Raw genomic sequence first — 26,191 nt, forward strand, 5'->3', positions numbered from 1 at the left:
ACAAGCCCCGCCTCATGAGGTGGGTTTGGATGGGTGACACCGTTGCCTTGCTTTTCTCTGCTTGGTGATATGCACGCCTTTGCGAGCATCAGTGTTGTGTCAACCGGCGACGAATTTACCTTCCCGAACACAATCAATGATTGCTATCATGTTCGCAACTTATGGGGGATTGGATGCGTCTAGCTAGTATATCCATTCGAAACTTTCGGCGTCTAAATGATGTGTCCGTTGATTTCGAAAGCAAGGAAACTGTTTTTGTTGGCCCGAACAACAGCGGCAAAACTTCTGCGACGGCTGCCATTCGCAGCTTTCTCGGGAACCGGGAATTCAGGATTCATGACTTCTCTATTCTTGCAATTGCCTTAATCGACGCATACGCACAAGGAAACGAAACCAACCTACCCCAAATAGAACTTGATCTCTGGTTTCACATCGATCCGGAATCAATTGCGTTCGGTCGGGTCTTTGCCTTGGTAACGAGCCTTTCCTCTGATTTCTCGGAAATCGGGATGCGCTGCGCGTTCGCCGTGGATGACGCAGCAGAACTCTGGAAGCATTACGATGCGGCTTTCCCGCCAAAGGACGATGGCACCCGCAAGCGCCCCTTGAGCTTCTTCCTTGGAATGGAAGGCAATTTGAAAAAGTATTTCGGCATCAAGGTGTCTTCGCTGGAAAAGCTCGAACAAGAACTCGTGGCGACGCCACTTTCCGCGCAAGAAGGCAAGAAAATTCTCAATTCTCTGCTGCGCGTCGATTTCGTTGATGCCCAGCGGAATATTGACGACGAGAATGCCGCGAGGAGCAACAGGCTGTCAGACGCCTTTGCGACGTATTACCGGAGAAACCTGGAGCAGGCGGAACTGGCCGAAGAAGCTATCGCGATCATTGAACAGAATAATGAAAATCTGACCAGGCACTATGACGAACGCTTCAGACCCCTGATGGCGATGATCGGAGGACTTGGCCTTCCCTCCGACAACGACCGCGCGATGAAGGTCGTTTCGACACTCAGTTCGGAGGTTGCGTTACGCGGAAACACCGAACTCTTCTACGTCGATGCCAGCACCAGCCATGAGCTTCCCGAGGCTTATAACGGACTGGGTTTCAAGAACCTGGTGTTCATGGCCATTCAGGTCGATCATTTTTATCGGCAATGGCTCGCGACCGAAGACAACCGTCCGCTGTGCCAGATGATCTTTATCGAAGAACCGGAAGTGCATTTGCACGCTCAGGTTCAACAAACATTCATTCGCCAGATGTGGGACGTGCTCACCGCCGACGCACCAGAAGGCGAAAGCAAGCCCCAGCTCACAATCACGACCCATTCGTCGCACATCTTAGACACAGTCGATTTCTCAAAAATCCGCTACTTCCGCCGGTGCCGGATCAACGGTGAACAGGAGGGGGTGACCTATCAGGGAACGACCGTGCACAGCCTTCGACAATTTCAACCTGAACCACTCAAATTGGGCGGCGATGTGATTGAGCCAGAGGATGTGATTGAGCCAGAGGATGTGATTGAGCCAGAGGATGTGATTGAGCCAGAGGATGTGATTGAGCCAGAGGATGTGATTGAGCCAGAGGATGTGATTGAGCCAGAGAATGTGATTGAGCCAGAGGAAGCACTTTCTTTTCTCAAAAAATATCTGAGACTTACGCATTGCGACCTGTTCTTCTCCGATGCTGCCATACTCGTTGAGGGGGCTGCTGAAAAACTGCTTTTGCCGCGCATGATCGACATATCGGCGCAGGAACTGAACAAGAAGTATTTGACAATTCTGGAGGTAGGTGGAGCTTATGGGATGCGCTTTGCCGGATTGCTCGAATTCCTCGAAATTCCCTATTTGGTCATCACCGACATCGACTCCGTTGATCCCGTGAGAAACCGGGCGAATTGCGTCGCCACCCATCCGGGAGCCGTTTCGTCGAATGCGACTCTGGGATATTTCTTTGGAGAGACTGGAGTCGCCGCACTCTCCGGCAAAACCTTCGACGATTGCCTGCAAGCCGAGGGAATGCGTTTCGTCGCCTTCCAGAAGCCTGTAGTGATAGACCGCGAGGGCAATCCCCATACCTTCCATGGTAGAACCCTTGAAGAAGCCTTTGTCTACGAAAACCTTGATCATTTTCATGCGAAAGGTCTCAGCATAGGCGTCGAGTTGCCTGCAGATCCAGCCGAATTGCAGGAGGTCGTTTGGAAACGTATCAAAAGCGACACTTTCAAAAAGACCGAATTTGCCATGGATGTCCTTGCCTTCGAAATACCGGCAGGCGAGGACGAAGAAGCGAATGCGGAACAGAAATGGGACTGGAATGTCCCCCACTACATCGACGAAGGCCTAAAATGGCTGGAGACACGTCTCTCCCAAAACCAGGGAGCCGGCGAATGACGGCAAAACTCAAGCCAACTGAGGCCGATAAGAAAATTGCTGAGTGCATCGCCAAGGACGTTTCTTTTTCGGTTATCGCAGGCGCCGGGTCAGGCAAAACCACATCGCTCGTTGAAGCTCTGAAAGGAATTCAGAAGACCCGTGGAAACGAGCTTCGGAAAAACGGACAGCGCGTCGTGTGTATCACATACACAAACCGTGCCGTTGGAGTCATTTCATCTCGTCTAGGTTTCGATGAACTCTTTTACGTCTCCACCTTACACGGATTTCTTTGGGCAGAAATTGCTCGTTTTCAGGGCGATATTCGGGAGGCCCTTCGTGATGCGGTCATTCCGAAGCATATGGAAAAGGCCAGCCAGAAAGATAATGGAGGGACTTCGCAGGCAGCGCAAAAAGCCAGGAAAGATCTGGAACGCCTGACCGCCGAACTTGCCGCGCTAAACGAACAAAAACTATCTGTTTCTTACGAAGAAACCGTTATCAGTGACTATTCCAAATGTGTCCTGAATCATGATGATGTTATTGACGTCGCGGCTTATCTGATCACGAACAAACCGCTCTTGCGCAAAGGCCTCGGGTTCAAATACCCCTACATCTTCGTCGATGAAGCTCAAGACACCTTCCCGAAGGTCGTCGAGGCGCTCAATGCTGTGTGCACGGGTGAAGGATTACCAATCGTCGGATATTTCGGCGATCCGATGCAGCAGATTTACGATAAGCGCGCCAGGGATTTTGCCGGTCCTGAAGGCTCCGAAAAGATTTCGAAGGAAGAGAATTTTCGTAGCTCGACCTCCGTGATCAATCTTCTCAACAACTTCAGAACCGATCTGAAGCAAATTCCTGGTGGTGAAAACGCCGACGTTGAAGGAAGCGTTTTGATCACAGTCGCTCAGGCCCCTGAACCTGCTGGTTCTAGAAATACATACACCGCCGAACAACTCGATGAAGTGACGGCGAAATTCGACGAAGCCGTTGGAAAATGGGGGTGGACCGATGACGTGCTCGTGAAGCACCTTTTTCTGGCGCGACAAATGATTGCGCGGAGGCTCGGATTTGTCACCCTGCACAGGCTCTTTACAGGTGACTATTCGTCGTCCAGATCCCAATCCGACTATGAAGACGGCACGCACTATCTTCTCAAACCCTTTGTGGACGGCATTTTTCCATTGGTCGATGCATCCCGCAACAACGATCCTAAGAAGCTGATTGAAACACTCCGAAGAATAAGCCCTGCTTTTGACGACACTGGAGCGAACAAGAGAAAAACCCTCAAACAGATGCTCGAAGAAGCCTCAAAACACGCCGCTGCTTTGGCGGAAAAATGGGAAGGCAATACGGTCAAAGAAATTCTGGAATACTGTAGCGCGAACGCGCTTTATCCAATTTCGGACCGCCTTGCAGGTCAGTTGGCTCGCGCTCCCCGCGAAGCTTATGACTCCGGCGATGAGGATCACCAAAGGGAAAAAGGCGATTGGCTGGCAGATGAATTCTTTAAGTTGAAGGCTGGCGAACTCGAAAAATACATCGATTTTCTGGATGAAAATTCTCCTTTCAGTACTCAGCACGGCTCGAAAGGCGAAGAGTATGAGAACGTGCTGGTCATGATCGACGATATCGAGGCAGCCTGGAATACCTACAGCTTTTCGAAAGTTCTGACCCCTAGTGTCGCGGGCAATCCAACCGACCGGCAGCAAGAACTCACTCAAAAACTGGCTTATGTCTGTTTTTCACGGGCGGAAGTGAACCTTAGGATCCTGATGTTTTCGAGAAACGCGGAAGCGGCCAAAAAAGAATTGGTCGAGCGCGGTCTGTTCCAGGACGGCCAGGTTTCAATTTTATAGATACCCGACAGATCCTTATGCAGATTGACTTTTTCGCATCGATCGTTTTCAGGAAGATTTGAAATCTATGCGCCTTCTCGTTTCAGCCGACATTCATCTGGGTTCGCCGATCCGCTCGGCCGCGATGCGTAATCCGGATTTGGGCGATCACCTGAAACGGGCAAGTAGGGACACGTTCATCCGCATTGTCGATCTAGCCATATCGGAAAATATCGAAGTTCTGGTTCTCGCTGGCGACATCTTTGATAATGACCAACCGGACCTGAAGTCGAGGGCATTTCTCATCTCGCAGTTGGCACGCGCCGCTGACGCGGGTGTTCCTACAATACTGATTCGTGGCAACCACGATGCCCTTCTTGATCACCGTGCCTACGGAGACCTCGGCCCGAACATTCATCTGCTGCACAAGGATGAACCGAGTGTCGAAATCGGTGGCGTATGGTTCCACGGGCTGTCGTTCGACACGGCACATGTCTCAAAGAGCTTCCTGCCCGACTATCCCCTGCCGGTGACCGGACAGAAAAACGTAGGACTGATGCATACGTCGCTCGATGGCTTGCCAGGTCACGATCCCTATGCTCCCTGTTCCGAGCAGGATCTGCTGGCGCATGGCTATGACCTTTGGTGCCTCGGCCACATCCATGCCCCGTTTGAGCGCATATCGGGCCCGGTTCTCGCTGTTATGCCGGGTATCCCGCAGCCACGCCATTTCGGGGAACGTACTGGCGGCACCGTCGCGATTGTCGAGCTTGATGACGACGCGCCCAAAATCGAACAGCATCACGTCGGACATCTGAGATTTACCGAATGCGTTCTGGATTTCAGCCAATCCTCAGATGTGCAAGAGGTGTTGAGCGCGCTTCGGTCTGCACTCCAAGGGGTGCAGCATTCCGAACACCACACAGCGGTGCGCCTGCAGGTGACTACAGGCCATCATACTGCTGAGACACTAACGGCCCTAGCGAACGAATTGCTTGATAACATCGAGCGCGTGTTTATCGACAAAATCAAAGTGGTTGCCCCCAAACATCAGGTCGACGCAAAGGCGGATGACCTGGTGCGCCTGATGCGGGCCGAACTCACGGCACCGGGCTTTCAGCTGGCAACCAAAGAGATCCTTGAAGAACTCAGAAACGCATTGCCCCGTGAAATTGCCGGCGAATTAACTGAAGACGCCTTGGATGACCTTTTAGAGGAGGCCATCACTGAAGTCACGCTGTCTCTGCACTCAGGAGCCGCGAAATGAGACTGAACCGGCTTGATTTCATTCGCTATGGCCGTTTCGACGGCGCCGAGATCGTATTCCCGGCACCAACTGAGGGCAAACCTGATGTCACTGTAATCTATGGACCGAATGAATCGGGAAAATCCACGGCCTTTAACGGGTTTCTGGAACTTCTCTTCGGTATGAAGGCGGGGACCCACCCGTACGCTTTCAGGTTTGAACGCAATGACCTTCTGGTCGGAGCGGAACTGGATATCCCTGGGCACGGCGTGACGGTTCTTCGCCGCAACGGCAAACGCACTCATTCCCTGCTTGATCATCAGGACCGCCCGGTCGACGAAGCCATTCTCTCGAGTGCGCTCCACGGCCTTTCCATGGAGGGTTATGTCGAAAGGTTCTCACTCAATGACGAAGGACTCCGCAAAGGCGGTGATCGGATTGCTGGGGCAAAAGGTGACCTGGGTCAGCTGCTGCATGCAGGTGTGTCGGGCCTGACCAGTATGGCGGCAACATTGGAAGACATGACGGCCCGCGCCGATAAGTTCCATAAAAAGAGCGGCCGCGCTACAGCGCTCAAGACCGGCAAAGACCGCCTGAAAGAGATCAATCAGGCACTGCGAACGGAACGTCTCACACCGGATCGGGAGCGTACTCTTCGGAAAGACAGAGAGATCGCGCAAAAGGCATTCGAACAGGCGAATACCCACCTCACTCGGGCCAGAAAACGACAGGCAGCGGGAGCTGCGGCGCAGACCTGGTACGACAAGTCAGAAGAAATTCGGAAAATCGAAGAGTCTCTTGCCGGTTTTCTGGAAGGTCCGAGTTTGAAGAAGGGCACGGATGGGCAAGTCGCCACACTCGTGGCAACCCTGTCGGAGAAAGCAGAGAGTATCGCAAGCGCCGATGACAGAATTGCACGCCATGAAGCGGTCATTTCAGAAAATGAGGCTGACCCTGCTGCCGGTCATCTCGAAGCAGAACTCAAAGAGCTGGATCAAATCAGGATCGATGGAGCTTCTCTCACCTCGCGAGCGGACACGGCCAGATCGGATCTGGAAAAGCGCATCGGTGAGCGCGATGACGCGGCACGCCAGATAAAACAGATTCTGACAGCGTTGGCGGTAAGGGACGAGCCTCCAGAGGTCTTGGTCCTGACAACCGAAGAACTGGAGACACTCTCGGATGCGGCACAGGCCTGTCAGACCAGTGCGGGCGAGCTGCGAGCGGCTTCAAACGTGTTGAAGACCGCACGCGATCAGCTGGGGGATGCTCCAGCCGAACCGAAGGACCTGTCCCACCTGCAGATCGCGTTTAACGCATGGCAGAAAGTGTCAGACGTGTCAGGCCTTGAACATAACCTCGCATCGGAACGCTCCCGGCTAGCCAAAGCAGTGTCGGGTCTGCTTGCCTCCTGGCAGACACTTATCGAGAACGGCCTGCCTGCCCGTGAAAGTCTCGATGAAATTCTCAGGGAATGGAACACCCTGACTGCCAACATCGCTTCCGTCACAGAAGATTTGGAAGGTCGCGAAGCGGAATACAAGGCTGCGCGCGCGAAACGCGAAGCTGACGAAAGCGCACCGGATTCGATTGACGCGGCAGCGACGGAAGAAACCCGTCGTCAGCGTGATACAGCTTGGCAATCCCATCGTGGCAGTCTCTCCGACGAAACGGCAGAGCGTTTTGAGGAGGCCATGTATGCTGATGATGGCGCCCGAACGAGTTATCTAATGGGAACGGAGGCGCGAAAACAGCTTGCAAACTCGCGCGCACAGGAAAGCACTGCAAAAGCCGCACGTGATACGGTAAAAGACAAGCTTGAAGCACTGACCGGGAAACGCGACGCCTTGAAGAAGCGGGCGGAGTCACTTGCGACGACCCTGGGCCTTCCCGCCGATACGCGGCCGGCTGCGTTTGCTGCGAGACTGAACGACCTGACGACAGCGGCTGAGATCGCAACAGATGTCACGATTGCGGAGAATGCCTTGGAAGACCGCACCAAGCGCAGAAAGGCAGCCTTTAACGATCTGCTCGCCGCAGCCCGCTTAGTCACCATTCAAGGTGAAGAAAGTGACCTTCCTGAGCGGGTTGGCAAGGCTCTCACACTTCAGGAAAGTGTCCGTAAGACATGGGAGAACTGGCGTCGCGGGGAAAGTAACATTTCCGACTACGAACAAGCCGAAACCCAAGCTGAGACAGATCATCAGGCAACCTTGAACCAACTGGAAACGCTGACCTCCGCGTTGCCTTTTCCTGATCGCTCGGCCACCGGCGTAAAGACAGTGCTGCCGCAGCTACGCACGCTGCAACAGCTTCACAGCAATCACAAAAGCCTGGCGGGACGTGTTGAAGCCCTCGAACGGGCCGTTACCACCCTGGCAAAGAGCGCCGCACGATTGGCGGAGATCCTCGGGGAGACTTTCAATCCGATATACGACCCCCTTCCCGTGATTAATCGCGCTCGTGCGCGTGTAACCAAAGCGGCTGAAGCGGATCGTGTGAGAAAACGAGAGGCTGAGCTTCTAGACAAAGAGGTCACAGACCGAAAGCGTGCGATAGCTGCCCGCGACGAAGCGCAAAGCCAGCTGGAAAACCTGTTTGAAGGGCAAGGTGGTGAAGGTCTTTCACCAACGGAGCGCGTGGGGATTCTTGCCGAGCGCGATGAGTTGCGCGAAGATCGGGCCAGTGCGGACACGAGCCGCAATCAGGCGCGCGACAGCGTGGATCGTACGCTCTTCGACGAAGAGATGACGCGATTGCCCGATGTAACGCGAGTAGCGGAACTGCAGCAAGAACTTGACGATGCGCAAACGGCACGAGATGCCGCTTTAAAAGAAATGAATGAAAAAGAACGCCTTTACGAGGAAGCTTTTCATGCCGCTGACAACAGCGATCTGATCACCGAACAGGCCACGGTCCTTGAAGAGTTGCGAAACGGTGCAAGGCAGGCGGCTGTCGCAAGGCTCGGGATACTGGCTGCGCGCGGTGCCTTGAAGTGCCTGGCTGCCGAACGAAGAAGCGCAATGCTGAAAGACGTGGAAGAATCTTTTGTCACCATAACATCCAAGGAATGGGAAAAAGTCGATGTCTGGAGTGAATCCGAGGGCGAAAAGCTGGTCGGTATCAAACCCGGCGGCGACTCCGTGAAGGTCGAAAACATGTCCACCGGAACCATGGGCCAATTATATTTTGCCCTGCGTCTGGCCGGTTACCGCAGCTTCGCGCGTGATCTGGGGCCCCTCCCCATGGTTCTCGACGATATTATGGAAACCTTCGACGATACCCGCGCATCTGCCGCATTGAATCTCTGTGCCGAGATCGGACGGAGCGGTCAGGCAATCATTTTCACACACCATGCGCACCTTTTGGAGCTTTCTCGCAAGAGCATTCCGGGTGTGTCCATCGTCGAGATGCCGCAATAGGAACCCGCAGTTCACTCTTTCACCTGAAGTCTGGTGACAATGAAACAGCTCTTCAAAAATATGGACCGCTTTGGTTGTCGACAAAGACCTGGGCGATTGTCGGAGGCGCTGCCGCGATTTTCTCGCTGTTGTTGAGCGCCATGTTCTTCTACTCAGGCGCTGCATTGACGAAGCGTAAACGTCTACTCACGGCTACCTTGCGGGAGAGAGCGAAAGACCGGATTTTAGGAGCAGGAGGGAGCGGTGTCTCCGAACGGCTCAGGAAATAACGTGATCCGCCATGTTCGCCCGAGCCTGTCGAGCCGATCTTTCGAGAGCATGGTGCAATGGCCCATGCCATCCCTGCCGGTTGAACGGGGCAGGCCCTCGGCCAATCTTCTTGCCCATGTGCTGGTCTCGAAATATGTCGATCAACTTCCCCTGTAGCGCCAGAGCGGTATTTATGCCCGCGACGGTATGTAACTGCGTCGATCATTACTGGCCAACTGGGTTGATAAATGTTCAAGCCTGATGCTGTCGCTGATCGATGCGATTGAACGGCATGTTCTGGCCGGATCATATCTTCATGTCGACAATACACCGGTGCCGGTGCTTGATCCCGGTCGAGGAAAACAAAGCAGGGCCGATTATGGATATATCTTCGCAATGAACGGCCTCATGGCAGCAACATACCGCCAGCCGCCCTTTATCGCTATACGCCTGATCGCAAGGGCCTGCATCCGCAGACGGTCTTAAAAGACTTCACCTGCCATCTGCATGCCGACGGATATGCCGGGTTCAACAACTTGTACGGCCCCGGCAATCAGCCTGTCCGGGAGGTGGCCTGTTGGGCGCATGTGCGGCGCAAGATCCATGATGTGTAAGAGAAAACCGGATCAAAGCTGGCTAGGGAGGCACTCGACCATATCGGGCACCTGTTCGACATCGAACGGCAGATTATCAACAAGTCGTCCGATGACCGTTTGGTGGTGCGTAGTCCCACAGCTTGAGGCAACTTGATGAAACAAAAAACCTGCTTCGAGCATTCCTTGCGCAGGATACCGGGCAAAAGCGATCTGGCCGTGGCGTTGCGTTATGCTCTGACCTAGTGGGACGCTTTGATCTGCTATGCTTATGAAGGCAGATGCGAGATTAGCAACAATGCCGCTGAACGGGCGATACGACCATTGGCCATCGGTCGAAAAAACTGGTTGTTTGCCGGTTCTGATGCAGGAGGTGATCGGGCTGCTGCCATTTACAGCCTGATTGAGACGGCAAAGATGCAGGGCCTGGATTTGCGTAAATATCAGGCTGTCGTGCTCGGTGGTATTGCTGATCATCCAGTCAATCGGATCGATGATCTGCTTCCATTGAATATTGACCTCCAAGACTGATCACCTCCCGGAAATAGCCATCTCAAGCCTGTCAAGGTAGCCGTGCGTGGACGCTTACGATGAGTATGAGGGAAACTATTGCTTTCTATTTCCACGCAAAGTATATTATTTACGTAAAAGATATATTTTACGTAAAAGGAGAAAGTCATGGAATTCCGTGCGCCTACAGTCGCTGCGCAACAGAACGCTGATGCGCTCAACTATCTCACGAATAACCTTAAAGATCCTGAGGCAGGTCGACGTGTAGTTGAGAGACTGATTGAAGAACTGGGCAATTCGGTCGATGTATACCCGGATTGGCATCCGATCCTTACGGCTCCGCCTCGACGTGGATCTGAGCATATCGGAAGTCTCTCCCAAGTGGCGGAATATGCCGAGGCAGACCATACAAGGGCATTCGTAAGAGGTTTTGTGACATGCCCGTATTCTGACGACGGAGCCGATAGACTCGTACAGGCGGTGCGACGGGTGCAGGGGCTAGACGCTTATCGGCTAGAGCAACCGCTCTACTCGGACAACGCCCATCCAGTGGTCGTGGTGGCCGTCGACATCACGTTGGAAGCAGATGGTACCATTAGAGGCAGGGACGCCCTGGCCTGGTTTGTGCAGCTCTCAGCTGCCGAAGCCGCTGACGCCGAGGTGGCCGAGACTTGGTGGAATATCCGCTCGCTTATACTTGGTATTCCGCACGGATCGCGATCGTCACTTTTCGTGAACCAGGATACCGGTGTGCACATGCGCAAGATCTTAGAGGCTATGAACGCTAGCGGTATGTTTGGCCCGATCAAGGAGATTTCACTTGAGATGCTCTCTCAGAAGAAGCGCAATGCAATCAGCGAGACGCTCATCCGAACCGCTGTGATGAACTGGGATCGAGAGAGAGCATCGTTCGATTTCGAGCTGCGAGGCGAGACGTGCAAGGCGTCGCTAAAGGACACCTGGGACGACAATGCAGAGATCTCGGTGAGCGTGGAGATCGGAAAATTCGACCTCTACGTTACTGGATTCTACTATCCCGCTGATCACAAAATTACGCACCTTGATCCCCGCGGTAAACGTGCATTGGCTGAGAAGTTCCTCTGAGCGTCCAGATCAAATAGGAGCGCCAATCAAGGTGACTGAAAAAAGCAATGAATGATTGTGCTCCTATCGATGTCTGGGACATTGATACCTTTGATGAAGAATTGCTCGGTGATCTGGATACGCACGCGATTCTTATTCGGAAATACTTCCAAATATTAAGACGACAACGTCTTGAGCGAGAAACGTCCGATCATACCATGTCGCATCCAATGAACCCTTATGCTGAGGAGTTTATAAGAGTTACCGAACATGTCATGCTACTAATGGAAAGACGTTTGATCCGTGCTTGGCACTACACACGTATGACTGATACAGAAGTCGATGTGCTTTCTAGAAACGGAGTTATTCTCTCCACCATCAATACGCTCCGGAAGCGCTTGAATGCGCAAGTAGCAGAGGGCTTACTTCCTCAAGACATTGTTGAACTACTCTTCTGGGATAGTCCGTTCCAGACTGATGAGTTTGACGGGCGCTCAGATAAATTTTGGATGGTATCTCATCCCATCAGTATTAAGGATAGTTGTGTCGCACCTCTATTAGCCAGTTGGGGTGGTGAGTCTGTATATTTTTCTCAGCAGTGCTCCCATGTTAAGGAACTCCTGATGAGTATCGGTCGTCCTCGAGTGCTGGAAGTTGCAATGCCCCTAACGTACTCGGATCAAACCTATTCGGCATCCGAAGCAGTTGTAGCGACTTATGGGCGCAGCCTCGGATGCCTATGCGAGCAAAGAGTGTTCGATCTGTACTCTGATGAGCCACTTGGTCCTGAATATCTCCTTGCCGTTCATAGCGAAGGCGATGAGGCATTTGTTACAATGGCGTGTGAATATCCTGCTGGTTATGCCAAAGCGGTCCACTCGAGGATTGATTCTGACGACTGATTGGGATTTTCCAAAAAATGAGCTAACTTTTTTGTTGCTTTGGCGCGAAACTACTACGCGGGCGACAGAAGTGCTGAACCAGTTGATTAAAGCCTGGAGCAAACTCCAACAGAAAGTGCGCTGCAATTTTTTGGCAGATTGACAGATATTCCGGCAATTTTTAAGGATCACGCTGGGATAAACAATATTACAAATGCCGATTTTTCTGTAGTGATTTTCTGACCTGGTTTGTCCCGTTTTGACGTAACATTTCTCCAAACGACATCACATTTCGTTTCCTGTCATTATCCGAAAGCGGCGGCACAAGCAGCTTTGCTTTGACAGCTTCCGCCGCTTCTTTTGCCAGCGCCATTGGACGGTTTTCTTTGGTCACATGCGCATCCATCGCCGCAATCACGATTTCATGCTTGGGATTAAACTGCCTCAGGTTTTCAGCCACAGCCTTCAGGTTCTCTGCTTTTACCGCCCACACCACCGGCTTTCCTGTCAGTCGGTTAAGCTCAATTGCGCTCGCCAGATCATCAGCAATCAGGATCGGTTCTTTGGGGTTCTTTGAGAGCTTGCCGCCAACGACGTGATGCAGTCCCTTGTCGTTGCCCGGCCCCATGATCATCTCGCCTGATCCATCCGCATCAATTCGGTAGAGCGCAGCCAGACGGTTGCTGCTATCGCGCAGCGGGATCAGAACCTTGCCGTTTTGATCGACACGATATTGCGCCCACGCTTTGGCGGTGCCCAGTTCTGCTCTGGCTTTGATGGTCTGTTTGTCAGCAGGCTTGGTCGCTTGCCAGACGTCCCAGGCATCATCGCCAACCTTTTGCGCCAGTTCACTACGCAGGGCGGTCATGATTGGCGTTTTGACTGGATCCTCCCTGATCTGCGTTTTCCAGACATTGCGATGTGTCTTGATGGTCCGGGTTTGGAGCTGGCCGGTTTCATTACGATATTCTTCCTCGATCTCGACTTCTTTGGTTTCCGCGACCTCCAGCGTAATCCAGTCACCGGGCCTGGCGTCGGCCTGGTCAACGCTCTGCGCAATATCAATACCCCACAGCGTGCGCTCCACGCCACTGGCATCCTGAAGGGTGACAAAACTGGATTGCGACTTCTCTGGATCGAACTTGTAATGTGCGGTGCCGCTGGCGATCAGGCGCGACGCCTTGTTGCCGTCATGGGGCGCAGCATAATCTTTGAACGAAGTCGCCATTTTCGGGCGTACAATCTCCATGCCCAGCTTGGCCGCTTTTTCATTGTCGTCAGGCTGCTCGTCTGCCTCCAATGCGACCAGGATTCGGGCGTCATTGTTCCTCTCGCGCATATGGTGGGCCAGATCCGTCCAGTCCTCCGGTCTGCCAGGCACGATGACTGGGCAGTTTGTCGCCCGATGCAGCGCCGCCGCATCGGCGTAATCCCGGGCAATGATCAGCGTGTCCTGATCCCTGCGTTTTTGGGGATCGATCCTGTGCATCAGGACCTGATCTGCCGGGCTTTCCTGCACCAGGCTTTGGCGCCCCTGTTTGTCGATCAGCATGACATTTTCAATCCGGCCAGAGCGGTCGCGCAGCGGTAAGGCAATGTTGCCTTTGGCTGTGAGCTTGACGCCATAGCCGCGCAGGCCGGTGGCTTTCAGCCAGGCTGAATTGCCCGGCTTGGCCCAGTCGGTGCAGGTATCCCACACCATAAACGCCTTATCATCGGTGACTGGGGCAAAAGCCCGACGAATGTTAGTTGCATCATTCTGATCGGGCAGGGACACAATCGGCACATTGGGTTGGCGCGGGATGGCGGGATCAGCAATGATCGCTGTGCTGTTCGGGTATCGCCGCTGATGCTCTTTCAGCACCTGGCGCATGTCATCGGGATTGGCCAGAACCACGACGGGACGCTGTGTCGCGTCGTGGATTTTAACGGCATCAGCATAATCGGCGGTAAAGATCACCGAGCCTTTGTCTATCTGCTTTTGGGAATCAATAAGATGCACCAGCCCGCGTGCCCGTTCATTGCCAATGTCCAGACTTTTGCCGTCGGGGGAATAAAGCCGCACAGCCTGCAAATGGCCATTGCGATCCCGAAAAGGTACGAGAAGGTTGCCGTCATCGTCCATGCGACAGCCCCGACCGGTGGCGCGGGTCTCTGACAGCCATTTAAGCGATTTGGCTTTGGCCCAGTGTCCAGCCTCTTTCCAGGCTTTCAGTGCCGGGTTGGCCAGCTTTGTCACCGGTGTGGGGCGATCCTCGCCAAACACCAGATGCAGCATTTCCTGATGGGCGATCAGGAACACCGCAGCCAGCGGATCACGATAGGCCTCACTGACCAGAAACAGTTTCCAGTTTGACAGCGACCGGCTCAACAGACTGGAAGGCGGGGCCGGTGTCATTCTTTGCGTGCCAAGATATTTGCGCCACAGCGGCGGCATGGCCGGATGGCGCAGTGTCGGGCGGCGTTTATAGTGTCGTTTGGGGTGTGTTTGTTTTGCCTGTGTTGTTTTCTGCTCTTCAATGGATGGTTTGAACTGCCCGAGCTTCTTTTCCAGTACGGCCTTGCTCATGGAACGATCCAGCGCCGATGCCTTCATGCCCTGGCCATCCGGCCCCATCAGAACAAAACCATTGCCGCGCTTTTTGATCCTGATGTCGTATTCCGCCAGAACCTGATGCAGATCCTGCCAGGTCTTTGCGTCTGTGGTTTGTTTTAAAATCTCGTCGCGATGACCCAGCACATGGTTCTGGAAACTTTCCTGCCAGGTTTGGGATTCATAATCGCGGGCAGAGGGGGAGAGTTTGGCGCTATTGTCTTTTCGCTGCGCCATGCCGTTATCCACAAACAGGCCATATTTCTTTTCAAGCTGGCGCGAGACCCGATCCAGAATTTTAAAATCGCGATAGGGGGTGACGAGCTGAAGCGTCTCCGGATGCACCCGGTTAAAGGCGATGTGCATATGAAAATTGTCGGTATTGATATGCGTACCCGCAACATATTGATGGCCGTCAAAACCCAGCGCCCCGGCATAGGTTGCGGCAATGTCTTTTAAGTCCTGATCCGACAGCCGGTCTTTCTCGCCCGGGCGGACGGAGACAATCATGTGATAGGACTTGTCTTTGACATCGGGCTTGAGGCGGCGCACGGCTTCAATCTCGACCAGGGCGAGATCAAGATCCTCTTTGCTTTCGCCTGCACCACAATGGGCAATCCAGAAACGGTCGAGCTTTTCGCCAGCCTCTTTGGCCGCTGCAATATAATGGGCCAGTTCCTTGTAGTTATCGGCGATATGGGCGTTCTTGGGGATCTTCTTGGCGATCATGACGCTTTACGATGCAGGGAACTGTCAATCTCGCGCACCAGACTTTTAAGCGCATTCTGGGTGTCGGTAATGTCGAGGATCAATTGATCAAACTTGACCAGCAGATCGGCACTCAGCGGTTCATCGAGGGCGAGTTTAAAGAGATTGCCGAGACGCGCCTGGTCGGCATTGACCCTGAGAAGGTCAAGAATGGCCTGGGAGGCTTCAAATGTGCGCTGATCGGGCAGTTTGCTGTTCATGAGCAGCCGTCTTAGCAGCTCCGAACGGCTTAACCGCATTTGTCCGGCCAGCCGGTCGAGGTGGGCCAGTTCGGTGTCATCAAGATAGGTTTTAACCAGGTTGCGGGTGGTGGCCATGATCTATCGTCCCGGATCAATATTTTTATGTGACCGGAATGCTTCGTTCATCATGCCCTTCATCAGACTTTCGGGCATTTCGTTCCCGAACCCGCCGACCAGATTGATGATGTTCTGGGTGACTTCTTTCCCGAACTTCTGTTGATAAATTTCAAGAGCTTTTTTGATCAGTTCGGGTTCTCGTTTGGAGGGGTCTTTGTTAAAATTGATGAGATTGAAAAAATAGCGTGGATCAAATGTGATCGTCTTGGAAAAGACAACGTTTCTGTCTTTGTCACAAACTTCAAACTCGACCGTTTCAATCAGGTCTTCATTTTCCATTTTGCGTTGATAGTCCACAAAGCACCAGGTAATGGAATAGTATTCAGGACCTTGTGTGATATGTCCGCTTTCGCTAAATCGTGCCGCTGGAATTTTTGTCCGAATGGCCTGTTTGAGATCGACCTGATCAGCATGGATTTGCTGGCCGTAAATGGATAGACCTGCGGATCGGTAAGCGAACATCCAGGGAATATTACGTAACGTCGCATCATAAAAAAGATACCCCTCTGCTTCGATCCAGCTTTCGAGCATTGCAACAGCAATTTTCGCTGAAACACGGATGCCGGTCTCTTTGCGGATGATATAAATCACGCGGTCAAACTGCGTCAGAACAATGCCGAGAATTTTAAGGGAGATACCTTCCAGACCGCGTTTTTTGTTGCCACCACGACTCTGGTTTTGGCGAATGTAGGGGCACCATTCAAAGTTTTCGGGTTCAAAATAATCGAAACCTTTAATGCGTTTGCCAGTATGGCGACCATATGGCCGGTCAGTATGGCGTAGCTCTTCATATAAACCGATAATCTGGATTGGGTTATCACATGCTGGACATACAGCATATTCGCGTTGTTTCTCGCCGTTGACCTGATACCAGGGCTCCAGTTTTCTCGTGTCTTTCTCAAATGCAGTACGCTCAATTTCGCTTTCGCCGTATGCTTTTGGCTGCAATTTGTAGACGCGCATTGTCATCTCCCTTCACCATCAAGTTTACTGAAAGAAGACCGCAAATTGTAATGGTTGGCAACGCTGTTCCACCAGTCTGCGCCCAGGCTCGGTATGGCGGTTTTCTGTTCAGCGACATAGAGACATTGCAGGAGTGTCGGCATATCAAGCGACAGGGTGGTCTCACCGGATTGCAGGGCAAAAATCAGGGCCGGGCCACAGTCGTCACAGAAAACATCCTGTGCTTCGTCAAGCCGGGCACGCGCCCGGAAAATGGCCTCGGGAGAAGGTTTTGACATCATCATGATCCTTTATAAATGCTCGCTAAAGATGCCGGTGGCCCTTATAGAGAGCCACCGGCAGAGGATTAGATCGCCACTTGTTGGCGTTGCGAACGCTGTTGCTGTTTGGGTGCAGGCAGGGTGCGGGCCTTTTGCAGTTTTTGCGTCAGGCCCAGCTCTTTGATCTGCTGTTTGACGGTCTTGGCCAGGCTGTCGATCCCGCGTGCCACATGCAGATCGTTATAATCCGTCAGCCCCGCCTGTTTTTCTGCCGGGGAGAGGGGGGGCTTAATCACGGCGGCCTCCACCCGGGCGGCAGCTCGTTCAGCTCCCTTGAGGCCAGGATTGATGCCCTGTCTGGCTTCAACCCCGTGATCATCATCGGCAGCAATGATCAAGGGCCGGTTGGGGAAAGCTTTTTGCAGGGCTTCGGCGACCGGGGCGAGATTGCCGCTATCCATCGCAATGGCGGTTTGATAGCCGGTAGCCATATTGAGGCTTTTGCCGGTGGCAAATCCTTCGGCAATCAGGATCGGACCTTTTTTACTGCCCGGGATCATGTGCATCAGCCCGGTCTTGCGACCATCCTTGAGGAAGCGTTTGCTGCCATCGGGTGTAATGACCTGGACATTCTCGATGAAGCCTTTGGCGGTCGTCATCGGCATCAGCAGATTGTTGTGAATGTCCTGTTTTAGCGTTTCACCGCCCACCTGCTTGCGTTGCAGATAGACATGATCTCCACTGGCCGTGTCGGCCCCCTGGACCATCGCATAGGCGCGTTTCGCCACCTGTTTGTATTGGGCTTTGAGGTTTTCTTCCATTTGCGCCTTGCGGGCAGCAGCTTCGGCCTTGCTGCGTTCAATCTCGGCCGGGTTGCGTTCGGCAGCCGAACTGACCCATTTCACCGGCTCGTTCCCGGATTTGTAATTGACGATATTGCCGGCCGGAATGCCTTCGATAAAACCACGATAGGAACCGCTTTTCTGGCCCTTGCGGTCGCTTTCCACCGACACCCGGTGCCATTTGCCATCCATGGTGGGCAGGCCTTCGATCACCAGACCGTTTTCACGGCAGGCCAGGGCAAATTCCTCTTCCGGGCGCATCCGGGATTGCGGTTTTTCGAGAGTTTGTTCGTTCCAGCGGGCAAAAGGTTTGAGATCTGCGTCGTCCTGCACATACCAGGATTTCGCCCGGCGATCCCATTTCGCACCAAGTGCCTTGGCGTCGTTCTTTTCGCTATAGGAAACATTGAGGTAATGGCGTTTGGATGGTGTGCCGGGATTATTCTCGGGTGAGTCATGAGCGGCCATGTTTTCCTGAAGCTGTGGTGTTCTTGCAGGCTGTGCCGTAAGCTCCTCAGCCCGGCTTTCCTGTCGTGCCTGTTTTTGCTCGGCGATAAACCGCTCTGCCATTTTCTGTCCCGGATCAGCCCCAAGGCTTTTCACCAGTTCACTGGTGCGTTGTGCTTCCGGCACAAACCATTGCGGGCGCAGCGGCTTAAAATAGTCCTGATCAGGATGGGCGTCATACATGGCCGAGAGCAGTTCGGCATGTTTGGCAGACCGGCCTGCAAGGTCGGCCATCGTCGTGAAGGTTTCCCGTTCCTGGTTAAAGGACCGGTCTTTCTTGTCGGGATCATCAGAATATTGCCACCAGACATCGATGCGTTTGAAAGAGTTCTTTGCATCATTCAGGGCCCGGGCCTCGCCGTCGGGCAAACCATCAAGACGGGCGGCGTGTAACATCCAGTCTTCTTTGATTTTGACTGCCGTGTTTTCTGCCTGTCGCTCAAAGACCCGATCCGCAACGCCCCGGGCGGGATCCGTGCCCAGGCTTTTGGCCAGTTTATGTTCGCGCTCTTCTGCCGGGATGAACCAGTCGGGGCGAAAGGGCTTAAAATGGTCCTGATCGGGATGGGCGTCATACATCACCGAAAGCAGTTCGGCATAGCTGGTGGTAAAATTCCCCAGTTTGTCCATACGGGCAAAGGTTTCCTGCTGGTGCTTTGTTGCCTGTGCGCGGATGGCCGGATCGTCAGAGCCTTGTCCGGCGATATCGATCTGATCAAAGGCGTTTTTGGCCTCGACCATCCTTTCGATATCGATATTGACCATGTTTTCAAGCCGGCCTGCATGGAGCATCCAGTTCTCCCGGACGTCCTTTTCATTCCAGCCGGGCATATCTTCGCGCTGTTCGGGCACAATCCTGTTCTTGCGGACCATTTTGGTGGCCTCCTGCTGCTTTTCCTGTGCCAGAACAGGCTTGAGCTGTTCGCGCAGTTCCGGTTGGCTCACCCAGCTTCGGATCTGCTCGGCATCCCGCGCGGCAGTGAACAGGACGTTGCGATCTTCCTTGATGGCGCGCATCCAGCTTCCGACATAGGCGGCATGACGTTCCGGATAATGGCCAAGCCCCAGTTCGGTGGTCAGCATGTAGCTGGCAATCTCGGCGCGCAGTTCTTCCCTGGCATAAACCTCGGAGCCAAACGGCCCGAACTCCCGGGCCATGCGGTTTTGATGGCCGGTGGCATGGCCCAGCTCGTGCAGCGCGGTTGCGTAATAGTCATATTGGCTGTGAAAGGCATTTTGCGGCGGCAGATGGATTTCATCACTCATCGGGCGGTAAAAGGCCCGGTCCTTCTGATCATGAAGGATGGGAACCTCGCCCTGTTTGAGCAGTTCTTCGGCCCGCTCGACCGGTGAGAAAGTCGGTTCCGGGGCAATGAAAGGGGCAAGACCGTCGATCTGTTCGGCATTGAACACAACGGCATGAAAGACCTGGGGACGATCCAGGCGCACTTCCCGGGTTTTAACCCTGCCGTCTTCACCAAGAACCGGTTTGCCGTCCGCATCGAGCACGGATTGTTTGTCGGTCCATTTCCAATATTCAATCCTGGTGCCTTTTTCGCCCTTGCGCACCTGGGCATTCTGCGCCGTCGCCTGCCGGTAGGTCATCCAGCGCGGGTCTTCATGGCCGCGTGTTTCCAGCCACAATGCATTGATGCCGCGATAATTGGCCCCCGAGACCGGATTGAACGGCCCAAGGCGGACTTTGCCCGGGTCCCAGGGCTTTTGCCAGGGGGCGGTGCCGGCTTCGATATGGGTGAGCAATTCTTCGACCACCTGGTCGCGATAGGATTTTTTCTCGCTCATTTGCGTGTCCTTTCGGAACTGAGCCTGGTCATTTTCGGGGAAGGTTTGTTGCAGCCGGGTGCCGTTCCGAATGCCGGTGGCAACGGATTGGGCGGTTTGACGCAGTTCGGGGAGGGTGAGCGGGCTTTGGATCAGGCCCGCTGTGCGCAAGGCACGCGCAAACACCGCACGGGTTTTGTCCCACGCACGGCTGGTAAAACTGCGTTCATCTTCGGCAACGAAGGCGAACACTTCCTCGGCTTTGAAAAGTTCGGGCTGATCGGCGTAATCGCGATCAACCCGGTCCCAGAAGGGTTTTAGCGATGGTTCCTGTCGTGTTTCGAGAACACGATGGAGCAGATCGCGTTTGTCATCCGGCGCAAAGGTATTAAGCCCGTAATGCCCGAGCAGTTCGTGGCGGATGACGGTGCGGGCTTCCTGCGCACTATGTAGATTTCGGCTGGCAAGGGTAAATAGTCCCCTTGCGGGGTGGTAACTTCCCTGTATGCCCTGGCCTTTGGCGTCTGGTCCATAAAGGTCCTCCGGGTCCTGCGCGACACGCACTGTCACGGGTATATTGCCACGATATTCCTTTAAGAAATCGTTTGCGATCTTCTCGGTTTCTTCAATGGAAAGGCTCATGAGGCAGCATCCTCGCCGCTATCCTCATCAGCGGTCGGATCAAGCCCGTCAAAATGGCTGTCAAGCGCGTCCTGGTCGGACAGGGCGGTTTCACGAAACGCGCCCATATCGTCGGCCACATCGGGATCAACATGGAGCGGACCCTCTTCACCGGCACGGTTCACCCCTTCGGTTGCCAGCTTGAAATAGTCGCTTTCTGAAAGATGGGCGTTGGCGGTTTCAACAGGACGGATTTTGGGAATGTCAGACATAGGTGGTCTCCTGCGAGCTGTTGGGGGAGGGAAGGGATTGCGTCATTTTTGGCGGCCGGACCCGGCTGCGGCTGCGCAAAACCGGGTCAAGGAAATAGAGCTTCTGGCGGCCCCAGATCGGCGGGCGACCGCCGACAAAAATCAGGGTGTCGCCGGGCTTGGGTTTCTTTTTGCCGTCGGGATCCACATCGATCATGGGCAGGCGCATGATTTCATCGGCGGTCAGAAGATCGCGCGAGACTTCATGGAGGTTTTCCGATTGTGATCCCGGGGTGCCGAACTTGCCCGAGCGCGAATGCTTGCGCTGGACAATGGTCTGCTTGCCCGCCAGCTTGGAAAGCAGCTCTGCGGTCGGCAGTTTGTTGGGGGTGAAGGCAATGCGGACATGGCAGTTGGCAAAGATGGATTCATCCTTGCCGTATTTTTTATAAAGCTGCTCGATATTCTGGATGATGATGTAGGCCTTGATGCCGTAGCCAGCCATGAAGGCCAGGGCCTCTTCAAAGACTTCGAGTTTGCCAAGGGCGGGAAACTCGTCGAGCATTAGCAACAGCCGGTGTTTATAGCCCTGCTTTTGCTCGCCATCGCCAAACTCCATTTTTTCGGTGAGACGGCGGAGAAACAGGTTCATCATGATGCGGATCAGCGGGATCAACCGGTCCTTGTCCGCTGGCGAAAACACCAGATAGAGCATGGTGGGTTTTTCGCCATTCATCAGATCATTCAGGCGGAAATCACTGACAGCGGTATTTTCGGCAATGATGGGATCGGCATAGAGCGTTAACTGGGTTTTGGCATTGGAATGCACGCCCGAGCGTTCCTGCGGTGCCTTGATTGCCATGCCGTTGGCGCCGCGTTTAACCTCCTTGTTTACATGGGCATGGCCATGCTCATAGGTGGCCATTGTTTGCAGGATGGCGACAAAGTTGTCCTCGGTATCCATGTCATCGCCATTGCCGGAAGCACGCGGTGTTGGCGTTTCCTCGTCGCCTTCAATCGCCTCGTCGGGCGGGGTGACCGTGCTGATGCCTGAAAGGAAGATATTCACATCATCAAAATTGGCGATGCGGCCTTCTTCCTTCTGCACCTTGTAAATGACATGGAGCAAGACGACAGACAGCCAGCCCCAGCCTTCTTCCCGCCAGTAATTGCCGGCAATGCCCTTGCCATCGGGATCGACCACCATATTGGCGATGTTCTGGCAATCGGCGATGTCACGGCGGGTATTGATGCGGATTTCGGCGAGCGGGTTAAAGCGTACCGTTTCATCATTGTTGGGATTGCTGGGATCAAAACGCAGCACGGTTTTGCCCTGATCGCGGTTCCAGCCAGCGGTTTTGGCGTAATTCTCGCCCTTGATGTCGAGCACAAGGCCGCTTTCCGGCCAGGAGAGCAGGGTTGGTAAAATGATGCTGACCCCTTTACCACTGCGGGTCGGGGCAAAGGCCATCACATGTTCGGGGCCGTGATGGCGCAATTCGCGTACTTTGCCAAAGGCCCGGGGAAAGCCGCCAATCACCACCCCTTTGCGGGTGAGCAGGCGGGACTTTTTGATATCCCGCCAATTGGCCCAGCGGGCTGAGCCATGCAGTTCCCTGCCTTTGCGATTGCCCGAAACCGTATCGTTGCGCGCCCGGGCCGAGAAGATGGCCAGTACAATCAAAACCAGCATCCCGGAGCCGAGAATGACCAGGGCGGGATATTGCATGTTATCGGGCAGCCCGGCGGGGTGAATGGCAGCGGCATACAGCCATTGCCACCATTCAAGGCTGCGCGGATCAAACCCGACACTGAAATGCCAGTCGGCGATCACGCCGGCCAACATGCCCAAGGTGATGAGGAACATGGCAAAATGATAAAGCCGGGCCGTCATGCCGCCCTCCCGTCTTTGAGGATGTAATGGTCATTGGCGGGCTGCCAGAGATCGGTAATCCGGCGAAAGCCGTCCGGCCCGCGTTTGATCTGCACGACAAGATCGATCATCTCGGTCAAAAACTCCGGGATGCGGTCCATCTTCATGCCTGCCCAGGCAATGTTCTGGTCGAACTTGCGATGAATGGCCTGTTTGGGGCTGGTGGCATGGATGGTGAAGGTGACACCGGTTGTGCCGGCATTAAGGGTGCCAAGGGCGGCAAAGGCGTTTTTGGTGGAAATCTCGCCAAACAGCACCCGGTCAGGCGTGATGCGATTGACGTGATCAAACAGAACCCGCCAATCGACCATGCCGGTGGTGACAGAGCTTTCGCGCGCCGCCAGCAAGCCATTGCCATCCCAGAAGGGATCCAGGGCCAGCTCCATAGTGTCTTCCAGAGCAATGACGCGAATGTCATCGGCGAGTGTTGAGAGCAGAAGATTGAGCAGGGTGGTTTTGCCGGTATTGGTCCCGCCCGAGATCATGATGTTTTTGGCCCCCAGCATGGCCTCGGTCAGCACATCGCGGATCTCGCTTTCACAGGCGATGCGATGCAGGGGCAGGGTTTCTTCAAGCGGGGTGCCGGCATTCTTGCTGGCCGGCGGGACAATCTGGTCCCAGCCCGGGGTGAAGGGATGTTTGCAGCGAATGGCAAGGCTCAGCCCGGTGCGGACCGAGGGTCCGACCAGGCATTCAAAGCGATGGCCTTCTTCAAGGGCCGTCGAGAGAATGGGATGGGTATCGCCATCAAAGGGCAGCCCGCGCTGGTTGCCAAGACTGCGACAGATCCGTTCGATCCGGGCGAGGCTGAGATCGGCATCGACAATGCGCATTTTGCCCTCGCCGCGCCGGTCTACAATAATCTCGCCCGGGCGGTTAAGCCGCACTTCGACGGTTTTGGGATCGTCGTAATAGCGTGCCAGCGGGGCCATGATATTTTTATAAAGCGGGTTGATGGCGTTCATAGTGGCCACCCCCAATTGACAATGCACTGGCTGCGGATGGCTGTCGTCAGGACAGGATAGGCTGGACCAAAGGACCTAAACTGTATTGCCTGACCCCCGTTTTGGGTGCGGTAGTTCTGGATTGAAGGTGCTGAGGCTGTGGCGCGGCAGCTCTTGCTGACCGGTTCGCCAATCACTTCGCCATCTTCGCGAACGATGCTTTTCGTACCAATTGCATCAGTAAACGCGCAATGATTGGCGGTGCTCTTAGTGCCGCTGAAATCATTGTCGCCTGATGAATAATTGTAGCTCAGGCTAGTTGTGCCGCAGACATTTCCAGCCGTACTGTAGTTGGAGCTGTTCAGGGCATATGTTGCGTAGGTGTCCAGTCCCCAGGTGATCTGTACCGAGCAGACATCGCCGACACTGATCGGATCAGCTTCACCAGCCACCAGACTGTATTTGGTGCCATCCGGGCGGGTATAGTTTTTGACCAGATTCTGGCCCTGGAATTTGGTGCAGTCTTCATAGCTGATGTCGTTGGTCGGAGCCGTACTTTCCCCATCATAGCTATAGGGCGTCTGGGCCGTTCCGGGCAGAACTTCGCTGGTCTTGATGTTGTAGCGCCCTTGCGGCGTACCATCGATATAGACGGTGGACAGGGCATAGGCGAAAAGCTGGTCATCATGGGGCTGCCAGCCGGTAATCTCGATCTGGTGGGTATAAACCTGATCGCTTTTCTGACAATCGGTGATGAATTCCTGCTTGTCGTCATAGAAGTAGTAATAGCGCTCGCTGCCATAACTCTGGCCGGCACTGAGGCTGTGTGTCCAATAGGCCGGATCCTCGCAGCCTTCGGTGGTGGCGATAACGTCCATGCTGGTGGTGTCGGGCGTGCAGGCGGTGCGGAACTGTTCGAGACCATTGACCAGAATGCGCACCCGGCTTTGCAGGGTGACGGATTTGTCCTTGCTGTTGATCAGCGGCGTGCAGACATAATCGCCACCATCGGTTTTATAGACGGTTTCATGGGCAAATTCGGTACCGCTATCGGTGCAGGCGGTGCTGTAGGAAACGCCGTTCAGTTCATAGACATATTTGTGACGCTGATAGGAAACACCGGCGTCAAAATCATCGCGAATGTCGCAGCCCTCAGACGTTGCCGTCATCGGCGCCGGGGCGATTTCTTCGGACGGGCTGCAATCACGGACTTCGACCTTGCGGCCGCTCTGGTTGGAATAAACCAGTTTGGCATTGGTGATGACGTCACCGGCATCGTAATCGAGCGTGACGCGGCAGGCTTCGCTGTCTTCAACAATGTCAAAGCGGGCTTCGGGATCGGGCTGACACTCGCCATGTTCGACGCGATTGCCCGAGCCATCGGTGTAATAATAGATGAAGGAAGCTGTGGCCGTGCGAGCGTCCATATCCTCGATATAGGAACAGGCACTATAGCTTTTATTGATTTTGTAGCGTTCTTCGCCATCGGCACAGGTGCCGTAAGAGGTTTCGCCGTCCGTTGTGGTGGCCATACGGGTTTGCTGGATCGCCTGGAGCTGATCGAGATCGATCCGCATCTTGCAGCCTTCCGCCGTGATGCGGGTGGAGGTTTGCGGCGTATCATCAAGTTCCAGCGCACCGGGGGTGGTGTAAGATCCGGCATCCGGGTTGCTCGCCGCATTCGAGGCGACTGCGCCATCCGAGGCACCCACCCCAGCTTCCTCGACTTCCTTTTTACTTGCCGTTTCCTCATCCCCGGCCACAGCCAGGCGCTTGAGGGCTGCAATCAGTTCGCTCTGATCGCCCTCAATCGTGATGGGTGCGGCTGGATCGAGTTTGGGGTCATTTTCGAGCGCGAACTGGGCGACAAAATCATCGGAATTCAGCGCTTCGGCCCGGCCATCCTTTTCGACACCGGAAAGCACAAGCTGGCCAACTTTCTGTTCTTCGACCTTCACATAACGGGCATAGGCTTTGGCCGTGACCCCTTCGGTCAGCTTGCTATCGGCCCCGGGCACATCGACCAGCCCCAGATCAAGGGCAATCGGGGTGTTTTCAGGAAGCTCGGTAGTGCTTTGCTCCGCGTGATGATTTTGACCTTTTTGACCATGTCGGCCATGTTGGGATCATCACTCGATACATTCCCGTTTGACCCTGATGGGGTTTGCGTCACG

General features: G+C 54.3%; 15 protein-coding genes and 1 pseudogene. 7 read left to right on the forward strand and 9 right to left on the reverse strand.

The genetic code is table 11. The features are described from left to right. The first annotated feature begins 173 nt into the window (after positions 1-173). The 7 genes and pseudogenes from CSC3H3_RS24810 to CSC3H3_RS01295 all read left to right on the forward strand — a co-directional run bounded on the left by CSC3H3_RS24810 (position 174) and on the right by CSC3H3_RS01295 (position 12,215). A complete protein-coding gene (locus CSC3H3_RS24810; RefSeq protein ID WP_215907544.1) occupies positions 174-2,390 on the forward strand; it encodes an AAA family ATPase in 2,217 nt (738 codons plus the stop codon). Beyond that, the gene (locus CSC3H3_RS01260) at positions 2,387-4,231 is read left to right on the forward strand and encodes a UvrD-helicase domain-containing protein (protein ID WP_101283188.1); all 1,845 of its coding nucleotides are present in this window, start codon (positions 2,387-2,389) and stop codon (positions 4,229-4,231) included. Before CSC3H3_RS24810 ends, CSC3H3_RS01260 begins: the two co-directional genes overlap by 4 nt. A gap of 67 nt (positions 4,232-4,298) precedes the next feature. Further along, the gene (locus CSC3H3_RS01265) at positions 4,299-5,477 is read left to right on the forward strand and encodes a metallophosphoesterase family protein (protein ID WP_101283190.1); all 1,179 of its coding nucleotides are present in this window, start codon (positions 4,299-4,301) and stop codon (positions 5,475-5,477) included. Next, positions 5,474-8,878, forward strand: a complete 3,405-nt coding sequence (locus CSC3H3_RS01270; RefSeq protein WP_101283192.1) for an AAA family ATPase — start codon at positions 5,474-5,476, stop codon at positions 8,876-8,878. The genes CSC3H3_RS01265 and CSC3H3_RS01270 overlap by 4 nt, the downstream gene beginning before the upstream one ends. Before the next feature lie 270 nt (positions 8,879-9,148). Next, positions 9,149-10,251: pseudogene (tnpC, locus tag CSC3H3_RS24935) on the forward strand (IS66 family transposase); the annotation flags it as partial. 147 nt (positions 10,252-10,398) lie between these two features. After that, positions 10,399-11,334: a hypothetical protein gene (locus tag CSC3H3_RS01290; protein ID WP_101283198.1), complete on the forward strand. Its 936-nt coding sequence runs from the start codon at positions 10,399-10,401 to the stop codon at positions 11,332-11,334. A 47-nt stretch (positions 11,335-11,381) separates the two neighbouring features. After that, on the forward strand, positions 11,382-12,215 hold the full coding sequence (locus tag CSC3H3_RS01295) for a hypothetical protein (protein WP_101283200.1): 834 nt from the start codon (positions 11,382-11,384) through the stop codon (positions 12,213-12,215). 187 nt (positions 12,216-12,402) lie between these two features. Here CSC3H3_RS01295 and traI read toward each other — a convergent pair whose 3' ends face one another. The 9 genes from traI to CSC3H3_RS01340 all read right to left on the reverse strand — a co-directional run bounded on the left by traI (position 12,403) and on the right by CSC3H3_RS01340 (position 26,035). Next, complete coding sequence (gene traI, locus CSC3H3_RS01300; protein ID WP_101283202.1) at positions 12,403-15,516, reverse strand: TraI/MobA(P) family conjugative relaxase; 3,114 nt, start codon at positions 15,514-15,516, stop codon at positions 12,403-12,405. Beyond that, positions 15,513-15,872 (reverse strand): plasmid mobilization protein, encoded by a 360-nt coding sequence (locus CSC3H3_RS01305; RefSeq protein WP_101283204.1) that lies wholly within the window; start codon positions 15,870-15,872, stop codon positions 15,513-15,515. The genes traI and CSC3H3_RS01305 overlap by 4 nt, the downstream gene beginning before the upstream one ends. A 3-nt stretch (positions 15,873-15,875) precedes the next feature. Further along, positions 15,876-16,877 (reverse strand): hypothetical protein, encoded by a 1,002-nt coding sequence (locus CSC3H3_RS01310; RefSeq protein WP_101283206.1) that lies wholly within the window; start codon positions 16,875-16,877, stop codon positions 15,876-15,878. A 2-nt stretch (positions 16,878-16,879) separates the two neighbouring features. Beyond that, positions 16,880-17,155, reverse strand: a complete 276-nt coding sequence (locus tag CSC3H3_RS01315; RefSeq protein WP_101283208.1) for a hypothetical protein — start codon at positions 17,153-17,155, stop codon at positions 16,880-16,882. 68 nt (positions 17,156-17,223) lie between these two features. Continuing rightward, complete coding sequence (locus tag CSC3H3_RS01320) at positions 17,224-20,910, reverse strand: zincin-like metallopeptidase domain-containing protein (RefSeq protein ID WP_101283210.1); 3,687 nt, start codon at positions 20,908-20,910, stop codon at positions 17,224-17,226. Further along, a complete protein-coding gene (locus CSC3H3_RS01325) occupies positions 20,907-21,161 on the reverse strand; it encodes a hypothetical protein (protein ID WP_101283212.1) in 255 nt (84 codons plus the stop codon). The genes CSC3H3_RS01320 and CSC3H3_RS01325 overlap by 4 nt, the downstream gene beginning before the upstream one ends. Beyond that, positions 21,154-23,034, reverse strand: coding sequence for a type IV secretory system conjugative DNA transfer family protein (locus CSC3H3_RS01330; RefSeq protein WP_101283214.1), 1,881 nt, complete (start codon positions 23,032-23,034; stop codon positions 21,154-21,156). The genes CSC3H3_RS01325 and CSC3H3_RS01330 overlap by 8 nt, the downstream gene beginning before the upstream one ends. Further along, complete coding sequence (locus CSC3H3_RS01335; protein ID WP_101283216.1) at positions 23,031-24,038, reverse strand: ATPase, T2SS/T4P/T4SS family; 1,008 nt, start codon at positions 24,036-24,038, stop codon at positions 23,031-23,033. Before CSC3H3_RS01335 ends, CSC3H3_RS01330 begins: the two co-directional genes overlap by 4 nt. Continuing rightward, positions 24,035-26,035 (reverse strand): hypothetical protein, encoded by a 2,001-nt coding sequence (locus CSC3H3_RS01340; RefSeq protein WP_101283218.1) that lies wholly within the window; start codon positions 26,033-26,035, stop codon positions 24,035-24,037. The genes CSC3H3_RS01335 and CSC3H3_RS01340 overlap by 4 nt, the downstream gene beginning before the upstream one ends. Positions 26,036-26,191 lie beyond the last annotated feature (156 nt).

It is taken from the genome of Thalassospira marina, from assembly GCF_002844375.1.
Taxonomy (GTDB): domain Bacteria; phylum Pseudomonadota; class Alphaproteobacteria; order Rhodospirillales; family Thalassospiraceae; genus Thalassospira; species Thalassospira marina.